This is a genomic window from Corallococcus sp. CA054B (assembly GCF_003611625.1).
Taxonomy (GTDB): domain Bacteria; phylum Myxococcota; class Myxococcia; order Myxococcales; family Myxococcaceae; genus Corallococcus; species Corallococcus coralloides.
This window is the reverse complement of sequence record NZ_RAVY01000013.1, coordinates 1-23,619: the sequence shown is the minus strand read 5'-3', so window position 1 is coordinate 23,619 and position 23,619 is coordinate 1. Positions and strand designations below refer to the sequence as shown.

The window sequence follows — 23,619 nt, the reverse complement described above, 5'->3', positions numbered from 1 at the left end:
TCTGCCCAGACGCGATCATTCCACTCCAGGCATGGCATGCTGCGTGACCGGTTTGGCCCGTCTTTCCCATCCGCTTCAATCTCAAACGCTCGGAACCTGACGGTCGGATAACCCTGGGGGAAAAGTCCGTGGACGCAGCGCTCATGCAGACAGTGGTGGTGCGTTTCACCGCGCAAGCGTCCCGGACGCCTGATGCCGAGGCGGTCCGGTTCGAGGGAGTGGGGCTGACGTACGCGGCGCTGGACCGCCGCTCCAACCAGCTCGCGCACCACCTGCGGGGCCTGGGCGTCACCACGGACGTGCTCGTGGGCGTGTGCCTGGAGCGCTCGGTGGAGATGGTGGTGGCGGTGCTGGCCGTGCTGAAGGCTGGCGGCGCATATCTGCCATTGGACCCGGCCTATCCCGCGCCACGTCTGGCTTTCATGTTGGAGGACGCGAAGGCGCCGGTGCTGCTCACCCAGGCGAAGCTGCGCGCGGGACTGCCGGCCTTCGCGGGCCCGGTGCTGTGCCTGGATGAGTCCCCTGCCCTCTTCGCTCCGGAGGCCCCGGCCTCGCCGGTGGACGCGTCCGGCCTGGAGGGGCTGGCCTACGCCATCTACACGTCCGGCTCCACGGGCACGCCCAAGGGCGTGGCCATGGGGCACCGGCCGCTCGCCAACCTCATCGCGTGGCAGCTGGGCCAGTCCATCGCGGGGCCGGGCACGCGCACGCTCCAGTTCTCCCCGCTGTCCTTCGACGTGTCGTTCCAGGAGCTGTTCGGCACCTGGTGCTCCGGCGGAACGCTGGTGCTGGTGCGGGACGAGTTGCGGCTGGACGCCGTGCTGCTGTTGCAGCTGCTGGCGGACGAGCGCGTGGAGCGGCTGTTCCTGCCCTTCATCGCGCTACAGAACGTGGCGGAGATCGCCACCTCGCACCAGAAGGTGCCACCCGCCCTGCGCGAGGTCGTCACCGCGGGCGAGCAGCTCCAGGTGACGCACCACCTGCGCGCGTTCTTCGCCGCGCTGCCGGGCTGCGCGCTGCACAACCACTACGGCCCGTCGGAGACGCACGTCGTCTCCAGCTACGTGCTCCGGGGCTCGCCCGACACGTGGCCCGCGCTGCCGCCCATTGGCAAGGCGGTGGACGGCTGCGAGCTGCTGGTGCTGGACGAGCAGCAGAAGCCCGTGCCGCAGGGCGAGTCCGGCGAGCTGTTCCTCGCGGGCGTGTGCCTGGCGAAGGGCTACCTGCACCGCGAGGCGCTGACGGCGGAGCGCTTCGTGCCGCACCCGCTCAAGCCCGCTACCGGCGAGCGCGCGTACAAGACGGGCGACCTGGCGCGCGTGCTGCCGGACGGCAACGTGGAGTTCCTGGGCCGCATCGACGGACAGGTGAAGGTGCGCGGCTACCGCATCGAGCTGGGCGAGATTGAAGTCGCGCTGGGCAGCCACCCGGCGGTGAAGCAGGTGGCGGTGGTGGCGCGCGAGGACGTGCCCGGCGACAAGCGTCTGGTCGCCTACGTCGTCCCGGACGGCACGCTGGAGCACGCGGCCGGGGCGCTGCGGCGCCACCTGTCCACGCGGGTGCCGGACTACATGGTGCCCTCCGCGTTCGTGGTCATGGACGCGCTGCCGCGCACGCCCAGCGGGAAGATTGATCGCCGCGGCCTGCCCGCCCCGCTGCCCACACGGCCGGAGCTGCAACAGGCGTTCGTCGCGCCGCGCTCGCCGCTGGAGCGCACCATCGCGGACGCGTGGGCGCAGCTGCTCCGCATCGACCGGGTGGGCGTGCACGACAGCTTCTTCGAGCTGGGCGGCAACTCGCTGCTCGCGCTCCAGTGCGTGGCGCGGCTGCGGCAGGCGCACGGGCTGGAGATCCCCATCGTCCAGCTGTTCCAGTCCCCCACCGTGGCGCAGCTGGCGGCGGTGCTGACGGGGGATGCGTCGCGCCCCTCGCTCAAGCAGCTGGCGGAGGCGCGGCAGGCGAAGCGGCGGCAGGCCGCGGGCGGCGCGGAGCCGGTGGCCATCATCGGCATGGCGGGCCGCTTCCCGGACGCGCCGGACATCGAGACGTTCTGGAAGAACCTGGTGGGCGGCGTGGAGTCCGTCGCCACCTTCACGCGCGAGGAGTTGGACCCGTCCGTGCCCGCCGCCGAGCGCGACGCCCCCGAGTACGTGCGGGCGCGCGGCATCCTGGACGGCGTGGAGCTGTTCGACGCGGCCTTCTTCGGCATCATGCCGAAGGAAGCGCAGGTGATGGATCCGCAGCAGCGCCTGTTCCTGGAGACGGCGTGGGAGGCGCTGGAGTCCGCCGGCTGCGTGCCGGAGACGTACCCCGGCCTCATCGGCGTCTTCGCGGGCACGCACAACAACAGCTACCAGCCGCTGCACGTGCTGCCCCGGCAGGACATCGTGGGCCGGGTGGGCGCCTTCCAGGCGATGGTCGCCAACGAGAAGGACTACGTAGCCACCCGCGTCGCGCACAAGCTGGACCTGCGCGGGCCCGCGCTGTCGCTCAACACGGCGTGCTCCACGTCGCTGGTCGCGGTGGCGCAGGCCTTCTGGGCGCTCCAGACGCACCAGTGCGACGTGGCGCTCGCGGGCGGCGCGTCCGTGACGGTGCCGCAGAGGTCCGGCCACCTGTACCAGGAGGGCGGCATGCTCTCCCAGGACGGGCACTGCCGCCCCTTCGACGCGAACGCCACCGGCACCCTCTTCAGCGACGGCCTGGGCGCGGTGGTGCTCAAGCGCCTGTCGGACGCGCAGGCGGACGGCGACGTCATCCACGCGGTGCTGCGCGGCGTGGGCATCAACAACGACGGCGCGGCCAAGGTGAGCTTCGCGGCGCCGGGCGTGGAGGGCCAGGCCACCGCCATCGCGACGGCGCACGCGAACGCGGGCATCGACCCGCGCACCATCCGCTACGTGGAGGCGCACGGCACGGCGACGCCGCTGGGTGACCCCATCGAAGTGGAGGCGCTGTCGCAGGCGTTCCGCGCGCACACGTCCGACACGGGCTTCTGCGCCATCGGCTCGGTGAAGAGCAACTTCGGCCACCTCACCGCCGCGGCGGGCGTGGCGGGCCTCTTGAAGACGGTGCTCTCGCTGAAGCACCGCGAGCTGCCGCCGACGCTGCACTTCCAGACGCCCAACCCGAAGATCGACTTCCCGCGCAGCCCCTTCTTCGTGCAGGCGAAGCGCTCCGCGTGGCCGGAGGGCACGGGCCCCCTGCGCGCGGGGGTGAGCTCGTTCGGCGTGGGCGGCACCAACGCGCACGTCGTGGTGGAGGAGGCGCCGGAGCGTCCCGCCTCCGGCCCGTCGAAGCCGCGCCAGCTCCTGACGATTTCGGCGAAGACGCCCGCGGCCGTGACGCAGGCGGCGCTGCGGCTGGCCGCGCACCTCCAGGCGCATCCGGAGGATTCGCTCGCGGACGTGGCGCACACGCTGGCCACGGGCCGCAAGGCGTTCCCGTTCCGCCGCGCCGTGGTGGCGGGCACCCACGAGGAAGCGGTGCGGGCGCTGACGGCCGCGGAGCCGGAGGCCTCCGGGCTGGAGTCCACGCCGCCGGTCGCGTTCCTCTTCCCGGGTCAGGGCTCGCAGCACCCGGACATGGCGCACGGGCTGTACCGCCACGCGCCGGCCTTCCGCGCCACGGTGGATGCGTGCGCGGAGGTGCTCAAGCCGCTGCTCGGGCGCGACCTGCGGGAGGTGCTCTTCCCCAAGGACCCGGAGTCCCCCGAGGCCGCGGAGGCGCTGCGCCAGACGTCGTTCGCGCAGGCGGCGCTGTTCACGGTGGAGTACGCGCTCGCGCAGCTCTGGTGGAGCTGGGGCGTGCGGCCGGGCGCGCTCGTGGGCCACAGCGTGGGCGAGTTCGTCGCCGCGTGCCTCGCGGGCGTCTTCACGCTGGAGGACGCGCTGCACCTGGTGGCGAAGCGCGGCCAGCTGATGCAGGCGCAGGCGCCGGGCAGCATGCTGTCGGTGCGCCTGTCCGCCGAAGCCGTGGCTCCCAAGCTGACGGACGGACTGGCCATCGCGTCGGACAACGGGCCGCGCTTGTGCGTGGTGTCCGGGCCCACGGAGGCCGTGCAGCGGCTTCAGGCCGCGCTGGAGGCGGAGGGCACCGCGTGCCGGATGCTCCAGACGTCGCACGCGTTCCACTCGCCGATGATGGACGCCGCGGTGGCGCCCTTCCTGGAGACGGTGAAGGGCATGCGCCTGTCCGAGCCGCGCATCCCCATTGTGTCCACCGCCACGGGCACGTGGCTGAAGGCCTCCGAGGCGACGTCCCCTGAGTACTGGGCGCGACACCTGCGCGACACGGTCCGCTTCTCCCCCGCGTTGCGCACGCTCTGGGACAAGGGCGACCACCTGCTGTTGGAGGTGGGCCCGCGCGTGACGCTCGCCACGCTGGCGCGGCAGCAGGCCACGGCCGACCAGCGCTCGCGGGTGTTTGCCTCCCTGGGCGAGTCCACCGGCGATGCCGCGGACTGGACCGCCCTTTTGACTGCCGCGGGCCAGCTCTGGCGCCGGGGCGTGGCCCTGGATTGGCGGGCCTTCCACGCCGACGAGCAGCGCCAGCGCGTCACCCTCCCCACGTATCCCTTCCAGCGGCAGCGCCACTGGATCGACCTTGAGCGGGCGTCCGTGCCCGCCCCCATCCTCTCCACCGGAGCCTCCGTGAGTCCCGCCCCTGTTCCCCGTGCCGAGCGTCTCGTGCCCACCCTGCGCAACCTGTTCGAGGAGCTGAGCGGCCTGGAGCTGGCCGACGCGGATCCGGGCGCGAGCTTCCTGGAGCTGGGGCTCGACTCGCTGGTGCTCACGCAGGCGGCGCTCGCGGTGCAGAAGCAGTTCGGCGTGAAGGTGACGTTCCGGCAGCTCTTGGAAGAGGTCCCGTCGCTGGGACAGCTCGCCGCGTTCCTCGACGGCCGCATGCCCCCTGAGGCCGCGCCCGCGCCGGTGGCCGCCGCGCCGACCGCGCAGCTCACCGCGAACATCCTCGGACAGCCGCAGGTCGCCCCGTCCGCGGGTGCCGCGTTCCCAGTCCAGGCCGCTGGCGCCTTCCCCGCGCAGGCCGTGCCCGCGCAGTTCGCCTCCGCCGGTGCCGCGTTCCAGGCCCAGGCGATGGCCGCGCCCGCCGGGAGCCTCCAGGCGGTCGTCGCGCAGCAGCTCTGGTTGATGACCCAGCAGCTCGCGCTGCTCTCCGGTCAGCCCGCGCAGGCCGTGGCCCCGCAGGCCTTCGCTCCGGCGCCCACCGCGCAGCCGCAACCCGCTCAGGCGCCCATCGCGCAGGCCCAGGCCGAGCAGGCTTCCGCCGCGCAGCCGCAGGCCGCACAGGCCGCCCCTGCTCCGGCCGCCGCGACGGATGAGGCCGACCTCAAGGGCCCGGTGAAGTACGACGTGAAGAAGGCCTTCGGCGCCATCGCGCGCATCAGCCTGGCGCCGAAGGACGCGCTCACGCCCCGCCAGCAGACGTTCCTGGAGGACTTCACCCGCCGCTACAACGCGAAGACGCAGGGCTCCAAGCGCTACGCCCAGGACAACCGGAGCCAGCTGTCGGATCCGCGCGTGGTGACGGGCTTCCGCCCACTGCTCAAGGAGCTCATCTACCCGCTCGCGGTGAACCGCTCCAAGGGCTCCAAGCTCTGGGACATGGACGGTAACGAGTACCTGGACGCGCTCAACGGCTTCGGGTCCGTGATGTTCGGCCACGCGCCGGACTTCATCACCCAGGCCGTGCACCAGCAGGTGAACGACGGCTACGAGTTGGGGCCCATGCACCCCTTGGCCGGCGAGGTCGCGAAGCTCGTCTGTGAGTTCACCGGCGCGGACCGCGCGGCGCTCTGTAACACCGGCTCCGAGGCGGTGATGGGCGCGATGCGCATCGCCCGTACCGTCACCGGCCGCAGCACCATCGCCATCTTCAGCGGCAGCTACCACGGCATCTTCGACGAGGTGCTGGTGCGCGGCACCAAGAGCCTGCGCACCGTGCCGGCCGCCCCGGGCATCATGGCGGGCGCGGTGCAGGACGTGCTGGTGCTGGACTACGGCACGCCGGAGTCGCTCGAAATCCTGCGCGCCCGCGCGGACTCGCTGGCCGCCATCATGGTGGAGCCCGTGCAGAGCCGCCGCCCGGACTTCCAGCCGCGCGAGTTCCTGCACCAACTGCGCGACCTCACCCAGAAGTCCGGCTCCGTCTACATCTTCGACGAGGTCATCACCGGCTTCCGCATGCACCCGGGCGGCGCGCAGGCCCTCTTCGGCGTGCAGGCGGACGTGGCCACCTACGGCAAGGTCGTGGGCGGCGGCATGCCCATTGGCGTCATCGCGGGCAAGCGCCCGTTCATGGACGCGCTGGACGGCGGCCACTGGCAGTTCGGCGACGACTCCGTCCCCACGGTGGGCGTGACCTACTTCGCGGGCACGTTCGTGCGCCACCCGCTGGCGCTCGCCGCCGCGAAGGCCGCGCTGGAGCACATGAAGGCCGCGGGCCCGGAGCTCCAGCGCGGCGTGAGCGCCAAGGCGGACACGCTCGCCAGCACGCTCAACGCCTTCTTCGACGAGGTGGGCGCCCCGCTGCGCATCAAGCACTTCGGGTCGCTGTGGAAGACGTTCGTCACGTCGGACGTCGCCAACGCGGACCTGCTGTTCTGCCTGCTGCGCGACAAGGGCATCCACATCTGGGATGGCTTCCCGTGCTTCTTCACCACGGCGCACTCGGACGCGGACCTGCAGCGCCTCATCACCGCGTTCCAGGACAGCGTCACGGAGCTGCAGGACGCGGGCTTCCTGCCCGGCACGGCCCGGCCCCAGCCGCAGGCCCCCGCCGCCTTTGATTCCAACCAGCCCCCCGTCCCCGGCGCGCGCCTGGGGCGTGATCCGCAGGGCAACCCCGCCTGGTTCGTCCCGCACCCCACGGTGCCCGGCAAGTTCGTCAAGCTGAGCGAGACCCGATGAAGACCCCCGCGACCCCGATGCAGGACCTGCCCGACGACTTCGACCCGTTCGCCGGGCCCGCGCTGCTGCTCACCGCGCCGTCCACCGAGCCCCAGCGCGAGGTGTGGACCGGCGTGCAGATGGGCCCGGACGCGTCGTGCGCCTTCAACGAGTCCATGTCCGTGCGGCTGCACGGCTCGCTGAACGTCGAGTGCCTGCGCGCCGCGCTCCAGGACCTGAGCGAGCGGCACGAAGCGCTGCGCACCACGTTCAGCGCGGATGGCCTCACGCTGTGCGTGGCCGCCTCCACGCCCTTCCCGCTGGAGGTGCTCGCGCTGGACGCGCTGCCGTCCTCCGAGCGCGACGCCCGCGTCCGCGAGCTCGTGGCCCAGGAGGTGGAGACGCCGCTGCCCCTGGAGTCCGGGCCGCTCTTGCGTCCGCGCCTGGCCCGGCTGTCCGCGGAAGAGCACCTGCTGACGCTGACCGCGCACCACATCGTGTGCGACGGCTGGTCCATGGCGGTGATGCTGCGCGACCTGGCGACGTTCTATTCGGCGCACGCGCGGCGCACCCCGCATACGCTGGCGCCCGCGCCCACGTTCAGCGACTACGCCCGCGCGCAGGCCCAGCTGGCCACGACGCCGGAGTACGCCGAGCACGAGCGCTACTGGCTGAAGCAGTTCTCCGGCTCGCTCCCGGTGCTGGAGCTGCCGTTGGACCGGCGCCGTCCGCCGTCCAAGACGTACAGCTCCCGGCGTGAGGACTACACCCTGGAGCCCGCGCTCGTGGAGCAGCTCAAGCGCGTGGGCGCGCGCCACGGTGGCAGCTTCTTCACCACGCTGCTCGCGGGCTTCAAGGCGCTCCTGCACCGGCTGACGGGGCTGGAGGACGTGGTGGTGGCCATCCCCGCCGCGGGCCAGTCCGTGGCCGGGCTGAAGGACCTGGTGGGCCACTGCGTGAACTCGCTGCCCCTGCGCAGCAACGTCTCCGCGGAGGCGCCCTTCACGCAGGTGCTCAAGCAGCTGCGCACCACGATGCTCGATGCCTACGAGCACCAGGAGTACACGTTCGGCACGCTGCTCAAGCAGCTGGCGCTGCCGCGCGACCCCAGCCGCCTGCCGCTGGTCAACGTGCTGTTCAACGTGGACCAGGCCGTCACGGGCGAGCAGCTGGAGTTCCAGGGCCTCACCTGCACCCTGGCGAGCAACCCGCGCCACTACGAGAACTTCGACCTCTTCATCAACGCGGCCGAGGCCCACGGCCGCGTGGTGCTGGAGTGCCAGTACAACACCGACCTCTTCGATGGCTCCACGGTTCGCCGCTGGATGTCATGTTACGAAGAATTGCTGCGGGGCGTGGTCGCCGACGCGGAAGCGCCCGTGTCGCGCCTGCCGCTCTTGCCCGCCGCGGAGAAGCAGCGCGTGCTGGTGGACTGGAACGCCACGGAGAAGGCGTTCGACCGGAGCGCCTTCGTCCACACGCTCGTGGCCGCCCAGGCCCAGGCCACGCCCGACGCGGTGGCCCTGCGCGCGGGGGACGTGACGCTCACGTACCAGCAGCTGATCCAGCGCGCCCATCAGGTGGCGAACGCGCTGAAGCAGGAGGGCGTCGCGGCGGGAAGCCTCGTCGGCCTCTTCACGAACCGCGGCGCGGACATGGTCGTGGGCCTCTTGGGCATCCTCGAAGCGGGCGCTGGCTACGTCCCGCTCGACCCCGGCTTCCCGCCCGAGCGTCTGGCCTTCATGGTCGAGGACGCGAAGCTCTCCACCATCCTCACGCAGCAGGCCCTGGTGGCGTCCCTGCCGTCCACGAGCGTGAAGCCCCTGCTCATCGAGGACACGGCCTCGCAGCCCGAGTCCGCGCTCCCGGCGCAGGACGTCACGCCGGAGGCCGTGGCGTACGTCATCTACACGTCGGGTTCGACGGGCAAGCCCAAGGGCGTGCGCGTTCCGCACCGCGCGGTGGTGAACTTCCTGGGCACCATGCAGGAGGCCCCCAGCCTCTCCGCCCAGGACGTGCTGCTGGCCGTCACCACGCTCTCCTTCGACATCGCCGTACTGGAGCTGCTGCTGCCGCTCTCCACCGGCGCCCAGGTGGTGCTCGCTTCCCGTGACACCGCCTCCGACGGTGCGCTCCTCAAGGCGGCCATCGAGTCCAACGCCGTCACCGTCATGCAGGCCACACCCTCCACCTGGCGTCTGTTGCTGGAGGCCGGCTGGCAGCCGCGTCCCGGCTTCAAGGCGCTCGTCGGTGGTGAGGCCCTTCCTCGCGAGCTGGCCGAAGCGCTGCTCGCTCGCGTCGGAAGCCTGTGGAACATGTACGGCCCCACGGAGACCACTGTCTGGTCCACCACGTGGCGCGTGCAGCCTCCCCTCTCCTCCATCCGCATCGGCCGGCCCATCGCCAACACCCAGCTCTATCTCCTCGATGCGCACCTGGCCCCCGTGCCGGTGGGTGTCGCGGGCGAGCTGTACATCGGCGGCGATGGCGTCACGCTGGGCTACCTCCACCGTCCGGAGCTGACGCAGGAGCGCTTCCTGCCCAACCCCTTCCGCGCGGGCGAGCGCATGTACCGCACGGGTGACCTGGCCCGGTGGCTGGCCGACGGCACCGTGGAGTACCTGGGCCGCAACGACTCGCAGGTGAAGCTGCGCGGCTTCCGCATCGAGCTGGGCGAAGTCGAGGCGGCGCTCGCCTCGCATCCGTCGCTGGCCCAGGCCGTGGCCCTCGTTCGCGAGGATCGCCCCGGTGACCGCCGCCTTGTCGCATACCTCATCGCGCGGCCCGGTCAGACGATTCCGGCGGATGAAGCCCTGCGCGCGCACCTCAAGCAGGGGCTGCCGGAGTACATGGTGCCGCAGCACTTCGTGGCCCTGCCCGCGCTGCCGCTCACGCCCAACGGCAAGGTGGACCGCAAGGCCCTGCCGTCGCCGCAGGTGGAGTCGCAGGAGGACGCCTTCGTCGCGCCTCGCGACGAGACGGAGCAGAAGCTCGCGGCCATCTTCGCGGACGTGCTGGGGCTGCGCCGGGTGAGCGTCACGGCGGACTTCTTCCGCCTGGGCGGCCACTCGCTGCTGGCGTCGCAGGCCCTCACTCGCGCGAGCCGCGACCTGGACGTCAGCCTCACGCTGCGCCGCATGTTCGAAGCGCCCACCGTGGAGAAGCTGGCCCGGCTGGTGCGCGGCGACGACGGGGCCACGAGCCCCGCGCAGCGCATCTCGCCCCGTGCCGGCACCGCGCCCGCGCCGCTGTCCCTCATGCAGCAGCGGCTGTGGTTCCTGGAGCAGCTCAACCCGGGCACGGCCGTCTACAACCTGCCCTCCGCGTTCCGCCTCCACGGCGCGCTGGACGTGGGCGCGCTGCGCTTCAGCTTCAACAAGCTGCTGGAGCGCCAGTCGTCGCTGCGCACCTTCGTGCGGTGGGATGAAGGCACGCCGGTGCAGCACCTGGCCCCGTCCCTCACGGTGGAGCTGGAGCCGGTGGACCTGGAGTCCGTCCCCGCGAACACGCGCGAGGAGGACCTGCTGCGCCGCCTCCTGGCGCTGGCGGACGAGTCCATCCCCATCACCGCCGCCCCGCTGTTCCGGCTGACCCTGTTCCGGCTGGGCGCCAACGAGCACGTCCTCTTCTTCATGCCCCATCACCTCATCTGGGATGGGTGGTCGTTCGACGTGTTCCTGCGCGAGCTGGACGTCATCTACTCCGCGCTCACGAAGGGCCAGGAGCCCAAGCTCCCCGCCCTGCCCATCCAGTACGCGGACTTCACCGAGTGGCACCGCAACTGGCTCCAGGGCGAGGAGCTGGAGCGGCAGGCCCGCTACTGGAAGGGGAAGCTCTCCGGGAACCTGCCCGCGCTGGAGCTGCCCACGGACAAGCCTCGCCCCGCGCAGATGAGCCTCAAGGGCGGCACGGAGCCCTTCGTGCTCACCGGCGCGGAGGTGGACGCCCTCACGAAGCTGGGCCGCGAGTCCAACGCGACGCTGTACATGGTGCTGCTCACGGCGTTCAAGACGCTGCTGCACCGCTACAGCGGCCAGGAGGACCTGGTGGTGGGCACGCCCATCCGGGGCCGCTCGCATCCGGAGGTCGAGGACCTGCTGGGCTTCTTCGTCAACACGCTCGTCCTGCGCACGCAGCTGGCGCCGGAGCAGACGTTCCGGCAGCTGCTGGAGCGCGTGCGCACCACGTGCATGGAGGCCTTCGGCCACCAGGACATGCCCATTGAGCTGCTGATGCAGCAACTGGGCGTGCAGCGCGACCTGAGCCGCACGCCGCTGTTCCAGACGTTCTTCACCTTCCAGGACGTGCGCAACCGAGGCTCCAGCCTGGGTGACCTCACCTACGGCCAGGTGCACGTGCACGCGCACGCGACGCCGCTGGACCTGAGCTTCTGGGTGAAGGAGACGGCGAACGGCATCGTCGGTGGCATGGACTACAACACCGACCTGTTCGAGCGGGACACCGTCGTCCGCATGCTCGAGCAGATCCGCACGCTGCTGCGAGCCGCGGTGTCCGACGCGGAGGTGCCGGTGTCGCGCATGCCGCTGCTCCCCGAATCGGAGAAGCAGCGCGTGCTGGTGGACTGGAACGCCACCGAGAAGGCGTTCGACCGGAACGCCTTCGTCCACACGCTCGTGGCCGCGCAGGCCCGGGCCACGCCCGACGCGGTGGCCCTGCGCTCCGGCGCCGTGACGCTCACGTACCAGCAGCTGATCCAGCGCAGCCACCAGGTGGCGAACGCGCTGAAGCAGGAGGGCGTCACCGCCGGAAGCCTCGTCGGCCTCTTCACCGAGCGCGGTCCGGACATGGTCGTGGGCCTGCTGGGCATCCTCGAAGCGGGTGCCGGTTACGTCCCGCTCGACCCCGGCTTCCCGCCCGAGCGTCTGGCCTTCATGGTCGAGGACGCGAAGCTCTCGCTCATCGTCACGCAGCGCGCGCTCCAGAGCGCCCTGCCCTCCACCACGGCGAAGTCCCTCTTCGTCGAGGACACCACGTCGCAGGCGGACACGGCCCCCGAGGTTCCCGGCGTCACGCCCGAAGCCGTCGCGTACGTCATCTACACATCGGGTTCGACGGGCAAGCCCAAGGGCGTGCGCGTGCCGCACCGGGCGGTGGTGAACTTCCTGGGCACCATGCAGGAGGCCCCCAGCCTCTCCGCGCAGGACGTGCTGCTGGCCGTCACCACGCTCTCCTTCGACATCGCCGTACTGGAGCTGCTGCTGCCGCTCACCACCGGCGCCCAGGTGGTGCTCGCCTCGCGTGACACCGCCTCCGACGGTGCGCTCCTCAAGGCCGCGCTGGAGTCCAACGCCGTCACCGTCATGCAGGCCACGCCCTCCACCTGGCGTCTGCTGCTGGAGGCCGGCTGGCAGCCGCGTCCCGGCTTCAAGGCGCTCGTCGGTGGTGAGGCCCTTCCTCGCGAGCTGGCCGAAGCGCTGCTCGCTCGCGTCGGAAGCCTGTGGAACATGTACGGCCCCACGGAGACCACTGTCTGGTCCACCACGTGGCGCGTGCAGCCTCCCCTCTCCTCCATCCGCATCGGCCGGCCCATCGCCAACACCCAGATCTATCTCCTCGATGCGCACCTGGCCCCCGTGCCGGTGGGCGTCGCGGGCGAGCTGTACATCGGCGGCGATGGCGTCACGCTGGGCTACCTCCACCGTCCGGAGCTGACGCAGGAGCGCTTCCTGCCCAATCCCTTCCGCGCGGGCGAGCGTATGTACCGCACGGGCGATTTGGCCCGGTGGCTGGCCGACGGCACCGTGGAGTACCTGGGCCGCAACGACTCGCAGGTGAAGCTGCGTGGCTTCCGCATCGAGCTGGGCGAAGTGGAGGCGGCGCTCGCCTCGCACCCGTCGCTGGCCCAGGCCGTGGCCCTCGTTCGCGAGGACCGGCCCGGGGACCGCCGCCTCGTCGCGTACCTGGTGACGAAGCCGGGACAGGCCTACACGGACACGGAGCTGCGCAAGCACCTGCGCTCGCAACTGCCGCAGTACATGGTGCCGCAGCACTTCGTGGAGCTGGAGTCGCTGCCGCTCACGCCGAACGGCAAGGTGGACCGCAAGGCCCTGCCGCCTCCGGCGGGTACCACGCGCCCCGTCGAGGACGCCTTCGTCGCGCCGCGCACGCCGACGGAGCAGCACCTGGCGCGCATCTGGCGGGAGGTGCTCGGCATCGCGCAGGTGGGCGTGCACGACAACTTCTTCAACATCGGCGGGCACTCGCTCCTGTCCTTCCAGGTGGTGATGCGCGTGCGGAAGGAGCTGAACCAGGAACTGCACCCGCGCACGCTCCTGCTCAACACGCTGGAGCAGGTGGCCTCGCAGCTGGCGCCCGCGGCGGTGGCTCCCTCGCCCGCTCCCAGGACCCAGCCCGTCACGCAGCCAAAGGCTTCCGCTCCGGAGACTTCTGTTCCCCTGGCGCAACGCTTGTTCAATAAGCTGAAGGGGAAACTTCCGGGGCGCTCGGACTGAGCACCCCATGAGGAGAGTGGTCAGACCGTGACGCCCTGCTTCTTCGGCACCTCCGAACGACAGCTCTTTGGCATCCACCACCCCGCGCAGGGTGCCGAGCGCTCCACCGGGGTGGTGCTCTGCTATCCCGCCGCGCAGGAGTACATGTTGACGCACTGGGCCTTCCGGAAGCTGGCCGGGATGCTCGCGCGCGAGGGCTTCCACGTCTTCCGCTTCGACTACTACGGCACGGGTGACTCGGCCGGCGAGGTCCACGAGGGCCGCGTCGCCACGTGGGTCCAGGACATCCGCAACGCCGTCAATGAATTGCAGGACGTGACGGGCGTGCAGCGCGTGGCGCTCGTGGGGCTGCGGCTGGGCGCGGCGCTCGCGGTGCGCGCCGCGATGGAAGGACTGTCCACCGCCGCGCTCGTGCTCTGGGAGCCGCTGGTGGAGGGCGAGGCGTGGCTCCAGGAGCTGGAGCTGCTCCAGGCACGCCGGGACACCCGCACCCTCTTCCCCCGGCCCGAAAGCCCGCTGGAGGTGCGCGAGGAGCTGCTCGGCTTCCAGTTCCCCCGCGCCCTGCGTGACGACATCGTCGCGCTGGACCTGGCCGCGCTGCCCGCGTGGCCCTCGACGCGCACCCACCTGGTGGTCAGCGCGCGGAAGCCCGAGTACCAGCGGCTCCAGGAACGCCTGGAAACGACGGGCCTGCCCTTCCAGCACCACCTGGTGCCCGAGGAGGGCGCGGGCGGCCAGGAGTCCGCGCTCCTGTCCAACCGCATCCTGCAGACCATCACCACGCTGCTGAAGGAGGCCGCGTGATGCGCGAGCGCATCTGTACCTTCGGCCCCGAGCAGAGCCTCGTGGGCATCCTCACGGAACCGGACCCGGCGAAGGTCCTGCCGGAAGCGCCCACGGTGGTGCTCTCCAACGTGGGCCTCAACCACCACGTGGGCCCGTACCGGCTGTGGGTGGAGCTGGCGCGCCAGCTGGCGGGCCGCGGCTTCTCCACGCTGCGCTTCGACTTGTCCGGCCTGGGGGACAGCCGCCCCCGCCGCGAGGGCGGCGCCGACGAGTTCCAGCGCGCTCGCGAGGAGACGCGCGCGGCGCTCGACTACCTGGAGCAGAAGAAGGGCCAGAAGCGCTTCGTGCTCATGGGCCTGTGCTCCGGCGTGGACAGCGCGCACGCGGTGACGGTGGCGGATCCGCGCGTGGTGGGCGCGGCCTTCATCGACGGCTACACGTACCGCACGCTGGGCTACCACCTGCGCTTCCAGCTGCGCTACCTGAGCCCCCGCCGGTGGACCCGCTTCCTGCGCAAGCGCAAGCTGCCCGCCCAGCTGCGCGAGGCCGGCGAGGCCGACGAGGTCTACACGCGCGAGTACCCGGAGCGGTCGCAGCTGGTGCAGGACTACAAGCACCTCCTGGAGCGCGGCGTCAGCCTGTGCTTCGTGTTCTCCGGAGGCATGGGGCTGTCCTTCAACCACGAGGGCCAGTTCTACGAGATGCTCTCGCCGCTGAAGCTGGAGGGCCGCGTCACCTACGCCTTCTATCCGCGCGCGGATCACCTCTTCTCCGTGCCGGAGGACCGCGCGGAGCTCCTGCGCAAGCTCACGGCCTGGGCCGTGGGCACGGTGCCGCCGCGAGCACTGGCGGGCTGACGACCGGCTGCCCGCTCAGCAGGCGGGGACGCGGCTGGGGGCCGGGTGTGCGTCAAGCGCTTGTTTCCCACCCAACGGTCGCCACCTTCGAAGCACACACGTTCTTCGAAGGAGAGCCACCCATGAAGCTCCCCCTGATGGCAGCACTGGCAGCCCTCGCGTTCTCGGGTCAGGCGTTCGCGCAGAGCCACACCGACCACGAGACGCCGCCCATGCAGGACCCGTCCACGGACGCGCCCCAGGACAGCGCGGAGCGCTGGGACAAGGCCACGGGCGGCTCGGGCACCGCCTCGGAGGATCTCCAGTCGGCGGATGAAGTGGATGACAACGCCGTGGACCCGGGCCGCGTCGATGAAGGCGTGGGCGGCTCCGGCTCCACCGAGCAGGGGAGCAACAGCACCAGCGACCACTCGTCCTCCGCGGAGCCGGGGGACCTGAACTCGGGTACTCCGGGCAACAAGGGCGCACAGATGGACGTGACGCCGCCGGCCTGGGACCAGAACAAGGAGATCGGCAGCCCCGTCAGCCCCACCACGGGCACCCCGCCGGTGGAAGGCAGCGCGGGCAACTAGCTTCCGCCCCGCTTCGACAGACACCGCAATGGCAGACGTGGACGGGCTTCGCGTGAGCGGGGCCCGTCCATACCCATTGTGGGGGACAGACCTCCGGGCCTTCCGACCACTAAGTCCTTGCATGGACCGGTTGGAAGGAGGCCCGTGGGATGAACCTTACCGCGCACGAACAGGGGCTCGTGCTCGAGCTGACCCGGGCACTCTCCAGCTCGCTGGATTTGACCGAGGTCCTGGCTCGCGCCCAGGGAATCCTCACGCAGCTCGTGCCCTGCGACTACGCGGCCCTGTGCGTGTCCAGGCCGGAGCGGCCCGGAGACTACGAGTGGCTGGGGCTGGGGGCCCCGGGCATCCTCTTCGCTCACTACCCGGAGCTGGCCACGGGCCTGATGTCGCGCAAGGAATTGAAGCGCAATCTCCTGTACCTGCGCTGCCGGGAGATGGGACTCCCCCTGGAGCATGTCCTGGCGGTGCTGCTGGACCTGCGGCAGGACTGGCACGGCGGCTTCACGCTGTACCGGGAGCACGCCCTGCCCTTCTCCGAACGGGAGCAGGCCCTGCTGGAGGACCTGACGCCCTACCTGGCGAACACGGTGCGCAACTGCCGGATGTTCGGGCACGAGGCGACGCGGGGAGACCTGCTGGACGCCCTCTTCCGCCACCAGGGCGCCGAGTGCGTCGTGATGGAGCCCCCCGAGCACGAGAAGCTGAGGACCCCGGGAGCCACGGAGCTCTTGCGGCGCTGGTACCCGGAGGAGCTGAAGGCGGAGGACTCGCGCCTGCCCCAGGAGCTGCGCGAGCACCTGACGCGCCTCCAGGTCCTGGGAACGAAGCGGGCCCCGGGCATGGACACGTGGACGCGCTCCGGAGCGAAGCTCGACCTGAAGGTGACGTTCGTGGAGCTGCCGGAGCAGCGCGGCCACCCAACCTGGGGGCTGGTGTTGCAGGAGTGCTCGAGGGGCATCCCGATGCCGGAGCCCTGGCGCCAGAAGCTCTCCCGGCGGGAGGTGGAAGTAGTTCAAGGGGTCCTCAGCAACTGGACGAACGAGCTCATCGCCGAGGACCTGGGCCTGACGCTCAACACGGTGAAGACGCACCTGCGCAACATCTTCCCCAAGCTGGGCATCGAGAGCCGCACGGACCTCCTCTACCAGGCCGCCTGGAGGCAGAAGCCGGGGTGAGGAGGTCCGGACGCACGCTCAGGGCTCCCGGAAGAACTTCGGGAACAGGGTGCGCGTGGTGCGGGCGGAGAGGAGCAGCGCGGCCTGCTCCTCCGGGGACGTGAGCTTGCGCAGCTCCATTTCCAGATCAGCCACGTGGTCACCGTCCGCGGCGCCGTGGCCGCGCAGGAACAGGACGGCCTTGTGGATGTTGGGGATGCCGCTCTCCGCGATGAGCCGGTCCACGGAGCCCGGGGCCCGGTTCACGGACAGGTACTCCAGCACGTAGGCCGTGCCCAGGAACGCGGTGGGCACGCCCGACTGCGTAGTGAAGCGGTTCCACTCCACGTAGGCGCGCACGGCGGGGCAGATGGGCGCGCGCTCCACACGCTCCTCCGTCCAGCCCAGGGCCTTCAGGTCCTTGAGCAACCACTGCTCATGGCCCTTCTCCTCGCGCGCCTTCTGGAACAGCAGGTCCGCGAGCGCGGGATTCTGGCCCTCGCGCTTCGTGCGCTCGCCGGACTCGGTGAAGAACCCCTCGCTCCACCGCACGTACTGGTACGTCTGGATGAGGTAGTGGACGTAGTCGTCCTGGCGGATGCGCCCCTCGAAGAGGCGCCGGACGCCCGGCGTCACATCCAGCTCATGCACGAGCATCCGCGCCTCGTGCCGCAGGGAGTCCAGCCAGTCCATCTTCGCCGTCTGCTCATGCCTGGGCTGCTTGCACATACACGTCTCCTGACAGGGGCCCCGTGAAGGCCCGGTGGGTGTTGCGTTGAGGGTGAAGGGGGGAAGGAAGGAGCGCGCCTGCCTTGAGTCAGGCGGCGTCGGCGTCCAGCGAGGCGAAGAGGTTCAGCGTCCGCTGCGGAATGGCATCCAGCGCGGCGACGAGCGGCACGGTGAAGCGGTTGAAGGCAGGATCGAAGTGCGGCGGCGCGATGAAGCGCGCGCCCATCTTGTCCGCGAACAGCGACAGCACGGGCGGCATGCGCAGGGCGTCCAGGTGGCCCTCACGGGCCTGGGCGCGCTCCTCCGCGGTGAGCCGGGCGGCCAGGGGCTCCGAGGGTGACGGGGGAAACTCCCGGGTCCGCACGCGGAAGCCGTCGCTCACCCAGCCCCGGCGCGCGGCGGCGAGGAAGTAGAGGTCCGCCTCCTCCTGGCTGTCCGTCTCCATGTTCGCGGCGGCGATCCAGTGGGTGACGCCGCGCCGGCGGCTCTCGCGGTACAGGCCGGCCTGGAGACGCAGCACGGCGGAGTTCCGGTAGCTCCGGGTGACGCAGTAGCGCGTGGTCTCCGCGAACACGCGGCCCGGCGCGACGAGCTCCGACAGGTCGAGCTTCTTCTCGATGTCCAGGCCCATGACCGTGTCCGCGAAGGCCGCCACCTCCGCGTTGGGCGTCAGCAGCCGCGCGGTGGCCACCGGCTCCGCGCCCGCGTAGACGACGACGTGAGAGGTGCTGCGGAGCGTGTCGAAGCAGTCCGCTTCGCGCGGGGCCCGGGGCCGCTTGGGCCCCAGCATCCGCATCTCCTCGCCAAAAACCCGGTAACGGATGCGGAGCGCGTCATCCAGTTCGCGCTGCGCGGTGGCGACTCGGCAACTCAATGAAGACATGGCGGGTCTCGCTTCCACGGTGCTTGCCGGACTTGTGTGTCCGGCCCCGACCTTTCATTCGTTGCTGCTCGGTCGAGTGCGCTCGCGGGTCGTCTTTTTTCGCTGAGGCCGGCCAACCGCCCGCCACCTCCGCCCGCCCCACCCCGTGGCGCATGGTCCACGTCCCCGGGAATGGCTCACCTTGGACAGACGATGGAGGAGGACACCATGACCGAGCAGACGCCCGAGGCCCCGGGAGCCCCTTCCGAACGCAAGCTCAACAAGCTCAGCCCCTTCGAGCTGAAGGACGAGCTCCTCCCGGTCTCGGACGAGGCCGTGAAGACCCGCGAGGCCGTGATGCTCAACGCCGGCCGGGGCAATCCCAACTGGATTGCCACCACGCCGCGCGAGGCCTTCTTCCTCCTGGGCCAGTTCGCGCTCGCGGAGAGCCGGCGGGCGTGGGACGTCCCCGGGGTGGGGCTCGCGGGCATGCCCCGGTCCCCGGGCATCGCCAGACGCCTGCAGGACTTCCTGGAGGCCAGCGATGACGAGCCCGCGGTGGAGCTGTTGCGCGGCGCGCTGACGTACGGGGTGCACACGCTCGGCTTCAACCCGGACCAGTTCGTCTGGGAGCTCACGGACGCCGTCATCGGAGACAACTATCCGGTGCCGGACCGGATGCTCGCCCACGGTGAGCGCATCGTGCAGGAGTACCTGGCGCAGGAGCTGTTCGCGGGACGGCCGCCGTCCGGCCGCTTCGACCTGTTCGCGGTGGAGGGGGGCACCGCCGGGATGACCTACCTCTTCCACTCCCTGATGGTGAATGGCCTCTTGCGCAAGGGAGACACCCTCGCGCTGGGCGCGCCCCTCGTCACGCCCTACCTGGAGATTCCCCGCCTGGAGGAGTTCAGCCTGCGCACGGTGGACATCCAGCAGAGCGCCACCTCGAAGGATGGCCGCCACACCTGGCAGTACCCGGACGCGGAGCTGCGCAAGCTGGAGGACCCGCGCGTCAAGGCGTTCTTCGTCGTCAACCCGTCCAACCCGGGCGCGGTGGCGATGCGCAAGGAGTCCGTCCACAAGCTGGTGGAGCTGGTGCGCAAGCGCCGGCCGGACCTGTTGATCATCACCGATGATGTCTACGGCACGTTCGTCAACGGCTTCCGCTCGCTGGCCGCGGACCTGCCGCGCAACACGCTGCTGGTGTACTCGTACTCCAAGCACTTCGGCTGCACGGGCTGGCGGTTGGGCGTGGTGGCGCTCCACGAGGACAACATCCTGGATGAGGCGCTGGCGAAGCAGCCCGCGTCGGAGCGTGCGCGGCTGGAGGCGCGGTATGGCGCCATCTCGCTGCACCCGGGGCGGCTGAAGTTCATTGACCGGATGGTGGCGGACAGCCGGGCCGTGGCGTTGAGCCACACGGCGGGCCTGTCGCTGCCGCAGCAACTCCAGATGACCTTGTTTTCGCTGTTCGCGGTGTTGGACAAGGACGGCGCCTACAAGAAGTACTGCCAGCGCATCTGCCAGGACCGGCTCCAGGCCCTGTTCGAAGGCATGGGCATCCCGCTGCATGAGGACCCGCTGCGCACGGCCTACTACCAGACGCTCGACCTGGAAGCGTGGTGCCGCGAGCACATTGGCGAGGACTTCGTCCGCTTCATCGAGGACCACCACGACCCGCTGGACATCGTCTTCACGCTGGCCCGGCGCTACGGCGTGGTGCTGCTCAACGGCAGCGGCATTGACGGACCTCCCTGGTCGGCCCGTGTGTCATTGGCGAACCTGGAGGACGGCGCGTATCCACGGATTGGCAGGGACCTCCTGGACGAGGTGCGCCGCGTCATCGATGCGTGGAAGAAGGCTGGCGGGGACCTGCCCTGAAACACGTCTCAACGGGATGAAACGGACCCTGGTCTCCCTGCACGGAGGCCAGGGTCTTTTTCGATCCCCGGGGGATCACGCAAGACCCTGACCCCAAAGGCAGTACCACCTCCGAGGTACAGACACGGATCCTCGACCTCGCCAACCTGCCGGCTTGGAAAAGCGACATGTCGCCGTCGAACTCAGCAGGGCTGTTGCGAAGGTTCAGGCGGGCCGATTTCCAACCTGAAAGCGGGGCACGCATGCCGGTGAGGAGTGGGGGATGACCAGTCCATCTCGAAAACGAGGGTGGAACCTTCACGAGCGGATGATGAGTCACGATCCGACCGCGACCCTCGACGTCTTCATGACCTTCATGGGTCCCCTGGTCCGGGCGCTGGAACGCAATCCAGGCTGTTCCCATGACGATGCCAATGATTCCGCCATCGACGCGGTGCTCCACTACCGGGACAACCCCAGCCTCTATGAGGAACAGAAGTCCAGCCTGGTGACGTTCCTCACCTTCATCGCCCGGCGCAAGGCCCAGGACCGCTTCCGCTCCGCCTCCGCGAGAACCCGGCGAGAACAGGATCCCAGAACGTTCGTCGAACTTCTTCCATCGGCTCCGAATGTGTCCTTGGAGGAGCGCGTGGACCTGAAGCGGACGGTGGAGCGGATTGAAGGCGCGGGGCTGGCGGAACGGGACCTGGCCTGTATCCGGTTGCTGCTGCTGGGGGTCCGCTCCACCGAACAACTGGCGGAGGCGTTGAACCTCCCACCGTTGTCCCTGGAAGAGATGCGGCGGGAGGTGAAGCGCCATACCGACCGTCTGAAGAAGCGATTGAAGAGCCTCTGCAAGGAGGACACCGATGACGAATCTTGATTGGTTGAAGCGAGCGGCAGAGCGCAGCACCACCGAGCACGGGCTCATGGGTCAGGTGTTCGCGGCCTATCAGTCGCTGGAGGACTGCTCCGCGAACGCGCTGGCTGACGAACTGGGTTGCGATGAGCAGACGCTGAACATGCTGGCGCTGTGTCGCAGGCCGGCCGGTGACGCGTTCGCCGAGCAGGTGCAGATCCTCTGTGGCCGCTTCGGACTGGAGCCGTTCGCGCTCGTCAACGTCCTGCGGCAGGTGGAGATCATGGGCCCCGGCGATTCCGTTGCCACAGCCGGGGTGCCGCGCCAGGGAGTCATGCTCCAGCTCGCCGCGCGCGACCGGCGCAAGAAGGAAGAGTCCTCTTCATGAAGCCGGCCTGGCTGAGGGAGGCGGTGGAGGCCAGCGGCTTCCCTCCGCCGGAGGCCTTTCCCTACGACATCGCCGCGGATGCGCCCCTGCGCCTCCCCGTGAGGCCCGTGGGGCTGCGGGACCTGTCCTCGGAGAAGGTGCGCCAGTGGCTGGCCCAGCGAGGCCGCACCGTGGAGGTCGGCTACCACCGCGAGATGCACGGCTGCATGGTGGCGTGGGAGGGAAAGGGGCTCGTGTTCTTCGACCGGGACGATGGCCCGGCCGAGCAGCGCTTCACGGTGGCGCATGAGCTGGGCCACTTCTTTCTCGACCATCTGCTGCCGCGCAAGCGGGCACTCGAGTTCTTCGGCGATGGCATCCGGGACGTCCTGGACCAGAAGCGGCCTCCCACCCGGGAGGAATCACTGACCTCCGTGCTGGAGGGCGTTCCCATTGGCGTGCAGATCCACCTGATGGACCGGGGGCCGACAGGGGACATCGGCAAGGGAGTGGTGGCCCGCTCCGAACAGCGCGCGGACCGGCTGGCCCTGGAATGGCTCGCGCCCTCGAAGCACGCACGCCAGGTGATGCAGGACGGCCCCGAGGACACGCAGGAGCTGCGATTGGGGCAGTACTTCGGGCTGCCGGAGCACATGGCGGAAACCTACGCGCGGATCCTGCGCCGCGAAGAGGGCCGCTCCCGCTTTTCCATTGTTTCATTTCTCGGTGAGGACGCAGGGTGACCATGGCGGGCCACAGGCGCTTTGACGACGATGACGATGAGGAGTTGACCGGCGATGAGGACTTCCGCGGCTCGTTCCGCGAGGACCTGGAGCGCACGCTCAATCTGGAGACGTGGGCGGAGGGCCTGGATCTCCAGGTCATCATGGAGCGCTACCGGAAGGAGATTGGCGGCGCCATCCAGAAAGAGGATGAGCTCCGGTCCATCATCCGCCAGGAGCTGCTCCCCCGGCTCCAGACACGCCCCGGAGCGCCCGAGGGCGCGGGGCTCTACCAGCTGAGCCCCGAGCAACTGGCGGACATCCACTCGGGCCTGCTCTTCGCCGGGCAGGTGGAGGCGGTCAACGGCATCTCCGTGACACACGAGACGCTCCCGCTGGACATCACCCAGCTGGGCATCGCGGCGATTGGCTATGGCGGCACGGCGGGCACCTTCTCCCAGCGGTTGTTCCGCCGCGAGGTCACGGTCGACGCGCCGGACCCCTACCAGGAGGCGCTGTCCTATATCGAGATGCGCCAGAACCGCTCCCACCCGGGGCGAGGCGGGCCGGACAGCCTGTCGCGGCTCGCGCGTCGAGGCATCCGCGCCTACGCGGAGCGCGCCATCCTGGTGGAGAAGCTGAAGGCCCCCTGGCGCATGGGCCAGGGCAACCCCTTCTCCCGCGAGCTCATCACCGGCTCTGGCTACAAGAGCCTGCTGAAGGTGTCGCTGGACATGCTCCAGCGGCTGATGGATGCGCATCCCCGCTTCGTCTTCGTCTCCGCGCGGATGGAGGACCGGGGCTTCCTCACCATGGGCCACGCGCTCAAGCCGGGCGAGTTCGTCATCCTCGAGTCGCTGAAGCAGGAGGGGAAGGACATCCTGGACGGATGGCAGTACGACCTGGAGGAGTACGGCCTGGCGCGCGACTTCATCAGCACGTACTCGCACAAGGTCGTGAAGGGCTTGTTCCGCGCCTCGGACAACGCCCCGCCCCGCGTCTTCTACGCGCACGTCGACCACGCCCACATGGCCGCGTGCGTGGCCATCGCGGACAGCATGCTGCGCCCGGAGCAGGGCTACCCCATGCTGCTCGACGTCGCGGAGGCCACGTGCCGCAGCGCCTTCGGCGTCGACGGCTTCGAGGGCCTGGTCCAGGACGCCTACGCACAAGCCGATGCACGCCTTCAGTACTTCAACGGTCGCAAGCCACGTCGCTGATGGGGGAACGACAGCATGTCTGACAATGGAAACACCACCGTACCCGGCCGCGGTCCCGCGCAGAACGGCGTGGCCCCCAACGGCAGGCCCGTGAATGGCCACGCCGCCCCCGGTCCCAATGGCCAGCGGCCGGCCACGCCCCCGCAGGGAGCCCGTCCTCCGGGCCTCGTGCCCATGAACACCCAGATGACCGGGCCGCGCCCGGCGCCGGCCCCCGGCGCCCCCACGAAGCCGCCCGCCAGTGCGG

Annotated in this window: 13 protein-coding genes and 1 pseudogene; 12 read left to right on the top strand and 2 right to left on the bottom strand. The window is 70.3% G+C overall.

What is annotated here, in order from left to right; all coding sequences use genetic code 11:
* Positions 1–128 precede the first annotated feature (128 nt).
* The 6 genes from D7V80_RS05485 (at position 129) to D7V80_RS05460 (ending at position 16,774) form a co-directional block, all read left to right on the top strand.
* Positions 129–6,929: a polyketide synthase gene (locus D7V80_RS05485; RefSeq protein WP_120587151.1), complete on the top strand. Its 6,801-nt coding sequence runs from the start codon at positions 129–131 to the stop codon at positions 6,927–6,929.
* Positions 6,926–13,381 (top strand): non-ribosomal peptide synthetase, encoded by a 6,456-nt coding sequence (locus D7V80_RS05480; protein WP_120587150.1) that lies wholly within the window; start codon positions 6,926–6,928, stop codon positions 13,379–13,381. Before D7V80_RS05485 ends, D7V80_RS05480 begins: the two co-directional genes overlap by 4 nt.
* 27 nt (positions 13,382–13,408) lie before the next feature.
* The gene (locus D7V80_RS05475) at positions 13,409–14,185 is read left to right on the top strand and encodes an alpha/beta fold hydrolase (RefSeq protein WP_120587149.1); all 777 of its coding nucleotides are present in this window, start codon (positions 13,409–13,411) and stop codon (positions 14,183–14,185) included.
* A complete protein-coding gene (locus D7V80_RS05470) occupies positions 14,185–15,024 on the top strand; it encodes an alpha/beta fold hydrolase (protein WP_120587148.1) in 840 nt (279 codons plus the stop codon). The genes D7V80_RS05475 and D7V80_RS05470 overlap by 1 nt, the downstream gene beginning before the upstream one ends.
* A gap of 122 nt (positions 15,025–15,146) precedes the next feature.
* A complete protein-coding gene (locus tag D7V80_RS05465; RefSeq protein ID WP_120587147.1) occupies positions 15,147–15,596 on the top strand; it encodes a hypothetical protein in 450 nt (149 codons plus the stop codon).
* Positions 15,597–15,745: 149 nt separating this feature from the next.
* On the top strand, positions 15,746–16,774 hold the full coding sequence (locus tag D7V80_RS05460; RefSeq protein ID WP_120587146.1) for a helix-turn-helix transcriptional regulator: 1,029 nt from the start codon (positions 15,746–15,748) through the stop codon (positions 16,772–16,774).
* An 18-nt stretch (positions 16,775–16,792) separates the two neighbouring features.
* Here the strand turns inward: D7V80_RS05460 and D7V80_RS05455 are convergent, their stop codons facing one another.
* Positions 16,793–17,482: an iron-containing redox enzyme family protein gene (locus D7V80_RS05455; RefSeq protein WP_120587145.1), complete on the bottom strand. Its 690-nt coding sequence runs from the start codon at positions 17,480–17,482 to the stop codon at positions 16,793–16,795.
* Positions 17,483–17,570: 88 nt separating this feature from the next.
* A complete protein-coding gene (locus D7V80_RS05450) occupies positions 17,571–18,365 on the bottom strand; it encodes a GNAT family N-acetyltransferase (RefSeq protein WP_120587144.1) in 795 nt (264 codons plus the stop codon).
* A 207-nt stretch (positions 18,366–18,572) separates the two neighbouring features.
* Here D7V80_RS05450 and aspD point away from each other — a divergent pair, with 207 nt between their 5' ends.
* From aspD to D7V80_RS42580, 6 genes and pseudogenes are all read left to right on the top strand, one after another.
* Complete coding sequence (gene aspD / locus D7V80_RS05445; protein WP_120587195.1) at positions 18,573–20,225, top strand: aspartate 4-decarboxylase; 1,653 nt, start codon at positions 18,573–18,575, stop codon at positions 20,223–20,225.
* Between the two features lie 310 nt (positions 20,226–20,535).
* Positions 20,536–21,087 (top strand): RNA polymerase sigma factor, encoded by a 552-nt coding sequence (locus D7V80_RS05440; RefSeq protein ID WP_147446992.1) that lies wholly within the window; start codon positions 20,536–20,538, stop codon positions 21,085–21,087.
* Complete coding sequence (locus tag D7V80_RS05435; RefSeq protein WP_147446991.1) at positions 21,074–21,451, top strand: hypothetical protein; 378 nt, start codon at positions 21,074–21,076, stop codon at positions 21,449–21,451. The genes D7V80_RS05440 and D7V80_RS05435 overlap by 14 nt, the downstream gene beginning before the upstream one ends.
* Complete coding sequence (locus tag D7V80_RS05430) at positions 21,448–22,173, top strand: ImmA/IrrE family metallo-endopeptidase (protein ID WP_120587141.1); 726 nt, start codon at positions 21,448–21,450, stop codon at positions 22,171–22,173. The genes D7V80_RS05435 and D7V80_RS05430 overlap by 4 nt, the downstream gene beginning before the upstream one ends.
* A 2-nt stretch (positions 22,174–22,175) precedes the next feature.
* Positions 22,176–23,372: a hypothetical protein gene (locus D7V80_RS05425; RefSeq protein WP_120587140.1), complete on the top strand. Its 1,197-nt coding sequence runs from the start codon at positions 22,176–22,178 to the stop codon at positions 23,370–23,372.
* A gap of 15 nt (positions 23,373–23,387) precedes the next feature.
* A pseudogene (locus D7V80_RS42580) lies at positions 23,388–23,619 on the top strand (DUF853 domain-containing protein); the annotation flags it as partial.